Origin of the sequence: Mycobacterium sp. (genome assembly GCF_035603715.1) — a bacterium.
Lineage (GTDB): Bacteria > Actinomycetota > Actinomycetes > Mycobacteriales > Mycobacteriaceae > Mycobacterium.
The window spans coordinates 1-7517 of the sequence record NZ_DATNJW010000408.1 but is presented as its reverse complement, the minus strand read 5'-3'; the positions used below and the strand labels follow the sequence as shown (position 1 = coordinate 7517).

The window sequence follows — 7517 nt, the reverse complement described above, 5'->3', positions numbered from 1 at the left end:
TGACGGCGCTCGCGGTGGCACTGCTGCTGGTGACCCGCGCGTCGGTCAACGCTTTGGTGCCGTTTTACGCCATTGGGGTGTTCACCGCGTTCGCGATGGCCGGCTTCGGCATGACCAGACACCACCGCATCGGTCGTGGGCACGGCTGGCGCCGCAAAGTCGCCGTCAACTTCTCGGCGGGACTGTTGTCGACGATCGTGGTGGGCATCTTCGTGGTGGCCAAGTTCACCGAGGGCGCCTGGTTGGTCGTCATTGTCTTCCCGATCCTGGTCTACGCGCTGATCCGGCTGAATCGGCAGTACAGTGCCGAGGCCTCGGTCCTGGAGATGTCGCGCACCGAGCGCCCCGAGCTGGCCAAGTACGCGCGGCTACGGGTGTTCGTTTTCGTGGACTCGGTCGACCTCGCCGAAGTCGAAGCGTTGCGCTACGGCAAAGGCTTGCACGCCGACGAATTGTGCGCGGTGCACTTCGTCGTGGACGCCGATCATTCGGCCAAGCTGCAGGAGCGCTGGCAGCACTTCGAGCACGACACTCAGTTGCGGGTGATCGACTGTCCGGACCGCCATTTGAGCCGGTCTGCGCAGGAGCTCGTGCTGCAGGTTAAACGAGACCACCCGGAGACCAAGGTGACGGTGTTGCTGCCGCGCCGGACGTACTCGGCGATGCTGGGCCGGCTGCTGCACGACCGCACGGCCGACAAGATGGCCCGGGCGGTCAGCCGCATCCCGGGTGCAACCGCGATCATCGTGCCCTACGACGTGGAGTCGCGTATCGCACGGGTTGATCCCGATGCGCTGACCAAAGCGGGTCGCACCTAGTACGGTCGAACGGCGGGCGACGCCTAATCTCGGAGGAGGTGGTCGTGACAGCTGAGCTCGACGAGCAGGACATACCTCCGTCCTTCTCCGACGTGGTCAAGCGCGTTTTTCTGGGCAAGCCGCTGATCACCCAGGAGCTGTCCAACGAGCGCCTATCGAATCCTGTTGCGCTGGGCGCGCTTTCGCCCGACGCGATCTCGTCCACCGCGTATGGTCCCGAGCAGATTCTGACGGAACTGCTCCCGCATGCCGGGCTCGCGGCGTTCATCCTGCTGCTGCCGATCATGGGTGTGATCCTGGTGATCCTCGCTCTGGTTGCTGCGTCGTACCGGCAGGTCGTGATGGTTTACACCAAGGCCGGCGGCTCTTACATCGTGGCGCGGGAGAACTTCGGACCCAAGATCGCACAGGTGGCGGCCGCCGCGCTGTTGATCGACTACGTCGTGACGGTGGCAGTGCAGTCGGCGGCGGGCACGGTTGCGGTGGCGTCGGCGCTGCCGGCTCTGGGGCCCTACAGCATGGAGATCACTGTCGCCGTCGTACTGCTCATCACCTATCTGAATTTGCGTGGACTGCGTGAAGCGGGGCTGCCGTTTGCCATCGCCACCTACTCGTTTGTGGTGATGCTCATCGCGATGATCGTGACTGGCGTTGTCCGGCATCTCGTTTGGGGGCTTCCGCAATACGATCCTGGCCACGCTGCGGGAGCGGTACCGGTGCATAACACCGGCGGCCTGGTGATGGGCGCGACCGTCTTGGTGGTGCTGCGGGCGTTCGCCAATGGTGGCTCGTCGCTGACCGGGGTAGAAGCCATTTCCAATACCGTCAACGTCTTTCGGAAGCCGCAGAGTGTCAACGCACGCCGAGTGCTCACCGCGATGGCCTGCATTCTGGGGCTCCTGCTGGCCGGTGTCGGCTATCTTGCCTACGCCACTCATGCTGCGCCGTATCTGAGTGAGTATCCGTCGGTGCTCTCCCAAATTGCCCGAGCGGTTTTCGGCAACGGGGTCATCGGCGACAGCATGTACGTCTTGGTTCAGGTCTCGACCGCGGCCATCTTGTACACCGGCGCCAACACCAGCTTCAATGGGTTTCCCGCGTTGGCGAGTTTCGTTGCCGAGGATCGCTTCCTGCCCCGCCAGCTCATGCAACGCGGTTATCGGCTGGTGTTCTCGAACGGGATCCTCACGCTCGCGGCACTTTCGGTGGCGCTGTTGGTGTTCACCGGCGGATCGGTCAACGCGCTGGTGCCGTTCTACGCGATCGGGGTGTTCACCGGTTTCTCGATGGCCGGCTACGGAATGTCCAAATATCATCTGACGCATCGTGAACGGGGCTGGCGGTACCGGCTGGCGATCAACTTCACCGCCGCGGTGTTGTCGACGATCGTGGTGGGCATCTTCGCGGTAGCCAAGTTCACCGAGGGCGCCTGGCTGGTCGTCGTTGTCTTCCCGATACTGGTTTTCGGGTTGATTCGGCTCAACCGCGAATACCGGGCCGAGTCAGCGATCCTGGAGGCATTCCGCACCGACCGTCCGCAGATGACCAAGTACGCACGCCACCGGTTGTTCGTCTGCGTCAACTCGCTTGATCTCGCGGTGCTCGAAGCGCTGCGCTATGGCAAGGGGCTACGGGCCGACGAGTTGACCGCGGTGCATTTCATGATCGACTCCGACCACGCCGCCGCATTGCGAAAGCGTTGGGATGACTTCGATCTCGACATCGGGCTGCGGGTGATCGACTGCCCCGACCGACAGATCGTCCGCGCTGTGCAAATCCTGGTCGTGAAGGCCCGAAACGAGCGTCGGGACACCCACGTGACGGTGTTGCTGCCGCGCCGGACGTATGCGCCGCTGCTGGGACGCCTTCTGCACGACCGAACCGCGGACAAGATCTCCCAGGCGGTCAGCCGAATCCCGGACGCCGCGGCCACCATCGTTCCCTACGACGTGCAGTCCCGGATCCGCGAAGCGTTCCCGGACATCTTGGAGCAGCGCATCGCTGCCAAATTCGAAGAGATCGAGATGCGGATTTGGCGGGGCGAAGAAGAGCCCGCGGAAGACTACGAGCACCCGGAGAAGCCCGCCGCGGTGATCTGTGTGAACGATCTGATTCCGGGGCGCCGCGCCACGGTCGAGGGCCGGGTCAGCCAAGTCGAAGACATCACCAAACGTGGAAAAACGTTCCGCTGGATCGTCGTCGGAGATGACAGCGGCGAGGTCCGGGTGACCTTCCGGCCCGGGCATGGCGACGACATTCAACCCGGCCAGGTCCTGCGCGTGACGGGAAAAGCGAGCCAGAGCGGCAACAAGCAGGTAGCGATGGACGATCCGACGTACTCGGTGATCGAGACGCCCGAGGAGACTTAGGGCGGCGACGTAGGGTGCAACCCGTGCTACTCCACCCCGAGGTCTCCGACGCACTGGCCGCCGGCCTTCCGGTTGTCGCCCTGGAGAGCACGATCATCAGTCATGGTCTGCCGCGACCGGACAACCTGCGCGTGGCACGCGAGATCGAGGCGGCGGTGCGAGCCGGCGGGGCGGTGCCTGCGACGATCGCGATCATCGACGGCGAGCCGCACATCGGGCTCGGCGATGCGGCACTGCGGCGCGTCGCCGAGAGCGACGCGGTGGTCAAGGTGAGCGTCCGCGACGTCGCGGTGCTCGCCGCACGGGGCGGGGACGGCGCGACAACCGTCGCCTCGACCGCGCATCTGGCTGCGGCAGTGGGCATCTCGGTGTTCGCCACGGGTGGGCTGGGTGGCGTTCATCGCAATGCGCGCGACAGCTGGGACGAGTCCGCGGACCTGATGACCCTCTCGCGCACCGGCGTGCTGGTGGTCTGCGCCGGCGTCAAGTCGATCCTGGATGTCGGCGCCACCCTCGAGCGGCTCGAGTCGCTCAACGTCGGTGTGATCGGCTATCGCACGGATCGGTTCCCCGGCTTCTACCTGGCCGACTCGGGTCATCCGGTCGGCTGGCGAGTGGAGTCGCCGCAACAGGTCGCCGATGTGTTGCACGCTCGACGGCGGCTGGGCACCGACGGCTATGGGCTGGTGCTTGCAAATCCGATCGCGCCCGCGGATGAGATGGACCGTGCGCTGCACGACCGGGTTCTGGGCGCCGCGCTGGCCGCCGCCCAAGCCGCGGGTGTGTACGGCAAGGACGTCACGCCGTTCCTGCTCGACTACTTCCATCGCGAGACGCACGGTGCCTCGCTGTCGGCCAACGTCGCGCTGGTGCTGTCCAATGCGCGGCTGGCGGCGGAGATTGCCGTGGCTTATCGCCGGCTCACGGCGTGAGGATGTAGTCGTCGTCTTTCGGTTGACTCAGCATGCGGGTCAACCGCTTTCGGTCGAACGGCCACAAGTCGATGTGGTTATCGTCGGCGAAATACCAAGAATTGCAACCGGTATTCCACACCGTCGGCACCATCGCCTCGGCGACGTCGTCCGCGAAGCGGTCGGTGGCTTCCTCGGTTACCTCGACGGCGGTGATCTCGCCGTCGCGGAACCGCTGCAGCCAACGGGTGATATAGCGCGCGGTCAACTCGGCGACGTGTTGCAGCGACATGGACCCGGTCGGCGAGTTGGGGCCGAGCACCATGAACAGGTTGGGGAATCCGGGGATCGCGGTCATTCCCCAGGCCCGAGGGCCTTTCGCCCAGGCGTCGTCGATCGACAGTCCGTCGCGGCCGCGAAGTGTCATCGGCCGCATGTAGTTGTGGGCCGCGAAGCCGGTGGCGAGCACGATCGCATCCAGATCATGGTGGACGCCGTCGGTGGTTCGTAGCCCGGTTAGCGTGATCTCGGCGATCGGCTCGCTGACAAAGCTGGCGTTCGGCTTGGAGATTCGCCGGTAGTAGTCGCCAGAGAGCACCTGCCGTTTACAGAACGGTTCGTAGTCGGGGGTCAACTTGGCACGAAGATCCTTGTCCCGCACCAGGGCTCGCAAGCACATCCACCCGTAACGCTGGGCCGCCCGACGGCGCCACGTCGGCCGGATGACCAGGTCGACCAGGTAGTCGGAGCCGGCGAATTGCGCGAGCCTGACCGTCCTGTCCTGCCTCGGCAACCTCCGCAGCAGCCGACTGACGATGCGGGGTTGCCGTAGTCGCATCGGCATCCACATCACCCATTGCGGCGTTCGGACAAAATGGGTGATGTGTGCCGCCTCGGGCTGCAACGCTGAAAAGACCTGTACTCCAGTCGAACCTGCGCCAATCACCGCCACCCGTTTGCCGTGCGCATCGATGTCAGTCCAGCGCGCGGTGTGCACCACCGGTCCGGTGAACGAGTCGAGGCCCGGCAGGTCCGGGATGAACGGGTGGTGCAGGATTCCGGTTGCTGCGATGACGAAGTCCGCCTCGATCTCTTCGCCACTCGCGGTGGAGACCCGCCATCGGTTGTCCGCGAGCACCGCCTCGGTGACTTCGCAGTCAAGCCGCAGATGCGATTTCAGCGCCAGCGTGTCGACGAGGTCGCGGTGGTAGCGCTGGATCTCGTCGCCGGTCGCCCACACGTGCTTCCAGTCGGGCTTGGGCGCAAAGGCGAATTGATAGCCGTAGGAAGGCACATCGCAACGCAGCCCCGGATAGCGGTTCCAGTGCCACACGCCGCCGACGTCTGAACCCTTCTCCAGGATGGTGAAGTCGTTAAAGCCAGACTGTTTCAGCACATGAGCGACGGCGATCCCCGCCATGCCGGCGCCGACGATGACGATCCGGGGATCCCGCCTCTGGGGCGTGGCGGTCATGGGAGAACGGTATGCCCGCCGAAACTGCCTCGGCAAGAGCTATGGCGCGCGGCGGCGATCAACTATGGGCGTCCGGGCAGTACACGCTGATGGCGTCCAACAAGAACGGTCGTACCTGCGCACCCGGCACACCCTGGCTTTCCAGGTCGGCGGCAAGCTGCAACATGGCACTGCTGAACGGGCTTGGCTGCGCGCCGAAGTGCAGGGTGAAGATTGCGGAGCGAGGAAGACTGTCGTTGTCGCACCGTCTATGCGCAAGCGCGATCAACTGGTCTGGAGGGCCCCCGGAAATTCCGTCCCTGGACAGCAACCCCAAAAACTGGTCATCCTGGGCGTCAGCGTGAGCGACAGCACCCGTCATGAAAAAAGCGCCGGCCGCGAAGGCCGGAAGAATTCTATGGACATTCATGGCTAAGAGTGGCACTGATCACTGACGACCGCGAGTTACGGGACGTCCTCGTCGTCGTCGCGTAGGAGTTTTCGGGGTGCCAGTAGGTGTTGACGGGTGGTTGCCCCCGATTTGCTAAAGAACGCTTTAACCACGTCAATCCCGAAGAGGTCCTCGCGGGCCCGAGCTAATTAGAGGGGCGGCAGGTCAGCGACAACCGCCGCCAAACGAGGATCGGACACTTCAATCCTTCCGAAGAAAGCCAGGAGCAACTCGTCGGGTTCCGCGTCGATCGGCTCGTCACCGGCGGGCAGGGGTCCTGAGGACGCGACGAATTCGACTGTGTCGTCTTTTCCCAGATACACCCGATGTCGGGTAGAGGTCTCGCTCTCAACCAGCCGATTCATTGACTCAGCAGGACCACGAATCGCGATGGATGCCTCCGCAGGCGGTATCACCCATTGGTTTCCGGTTGCAGCGGCGATGTCATAGCCGTGGACGAGCAGCTCGCACAAGATCCATCGAGCCCCGCCACCGCCAGAGATCGTTGATCCACCGTGGAAGGGATACAGACGGTCGAAGTCGAGTTTGGAGTAGACGTGGTCGATCACCGTACGCAGATTTGCCTCGAGCCGGTCGGCGATATCGTTGATATCTCGGTCGGTGTACTCCGAGAGGCAGGTCGCATTGAGCTCGGCAACCCCCTCGTTTGTGGCGGCGCGTCGACGATCGCCAAGCAGCCTGCCGAGCACGGTTACAACGTGCGCAGCAGTCTCAACGGCCGTCCAGGCGAGCCCAGGTACCGGTCGCGCGGCGCGATCCGGATCCAGCCCCCGGACCATCGAGACGAACCGCTTCCCACTGTCGTCTAGCACGGCGAGGATGTCGGCTTTGGTTGCCTCCTCCACCGGCTAAGCGTACGGCGGGCAGGGTACTCGGATTTCTCGCGGCTTACGGCTGGTGCCGTAGGAACTCGGAGCTCTGCTAACGAACGCGGCATCTTCCTCGGCGAGTCTTAAAACTGCGTCACGAATGCCCTCGTCGCGCGCGGAAGCCATTGCAGAAATGGTAGCCATGGCCAGCGATCCCCCGAACAACGTCGACTACGGTCCATCCTCGCCTTCGTCGTCGCGGAGCAGTTTCTCGGGGTGCCAGTAGGTGTTGACGCGGGGTTGGCCGTGGTCGAGGTGCGGCGGGGGGATCCATTCGGTGTCGCCGTCGTGGTTTTTGCGGGTGGTCCAGCCGTGCTCGGCGAGATCGTGATTGGGGCCGCAGCCGAAGGTGAGGGTGTTGATGTCGGTGACGGGGTTGGTGGCGTAGGGGTCGGTGTGGTGGACTTCGCAGAGGTTGGCCGGCATGGTGCAGCCCGGGAAGGTGCAGCCACGGTCCTTGGCGTAGAGGACGATTCGCTGCGCGGGTGAGGCGAGACGTTTGGTGTGATAGAGCGCCAAAGCTTTGCCGTTGCCGAAGATCGCCAGGTAGTGGTGGGCGTGGGAGCCCAGCCGGATCACATCGCTCATCGGCAACAGGGTGCCGCCGCCGGTCAGCCCGCGCCCG

General features: G+C 64.3%; 6 protein-coding genes and 1 pseudogene. 3 read left to right on the top strand and 4 right to left on the bottom strand.

Annotated features, from left to right (window positions below; genetic code table 11):
• The 3 genes and pseudogenes from VN856_RS16880 to VN856_RS16870 form a co-directional block, all read left to right on the top strand.
• Positions 1–791, top strand: a pseudogene (locus tag VN856_RS16880) (DNA-binding protein); the annotation flags it as partial.
• A gap of 71 nt (positions 792–862) precedes the next feature.
• Entirely contained in the window at positions 863–3187 is a 2325-nt protein-coding gene (locus VN856_RS16875; protein WP_325691013.1) for an APC family permease, read from the top strand.
• 14 nt (positions 3188–3201) lie between these two features.
• The gene (locus VN856_RS16870; protein WP_414686981.1) at positions 3202–4119 is read left to right on the top strand and encodes a pseudouridine-5'-phosphate glycosidase; all 918 of its coding nucleotides are present in this window, start codon (positions 3202–3204) and stop codon (positions 4117–4119) included.
• On the opposite strand, the gene VN856_RS16865 is transcribed toward VN856_RS16870, so the two are convergent.
• From VN856_RS16865 to VN856_RS16850, 4 genes are all read right to left on the bottom strand, one after another.
• The gene (locus tag VN856_RS16865; RefSeq protein WP_325691010.1) at positions 4109–5572 is read right to left on the bottom strand and encodes an NAD(P)/FAD-dependent oxidoreductase; all 1464 of its coding nucleotides are present in this window, start codon (positions 5570–5572) and stop codon (positions 4109–4111) included. The two genes, VN856_RS16870 and VN856_RS16865, sit on opposite strands and share 11 nt — an antisense overlap.
• Positions 5573–5630: 58 nt before the next feature.
• Positions 5631–5933 (bottom strand): DUF732 domain-containing protein, encoded by a 303-nt coding sequence (locus VN856_RS16860; protein ID WP_325691008.1) that lies wholly within the window; start codon positions 5931–5933, stop codon positions 5631–5633.
• Positions 5934–6151: 218 nt separating this feature from the next.
• The gene (locus tag VN856_RS16855; RefSeq protein WP_325691006.1) at positions 6152–6868 is read right to left on the bottom strand and encodes a maleylpyruvate isomerase N-terminal domain-containing protein; all 717 of its coding nucleotides are present in this window, start codon (positions 6866–6868) and stop codon (positions 6152–6154) included.
• A gap of 195 nt (positions 6869–7063) precedes the next feature.
• A partial coding sequence (locus VN856_RS16850) for an HNH endonuclease signature motif containing protein (RefSeq protein WP_325691004.1) occupies positions 7064–7517 on the bottom strand: 454 nt, incomplete at its 5' end.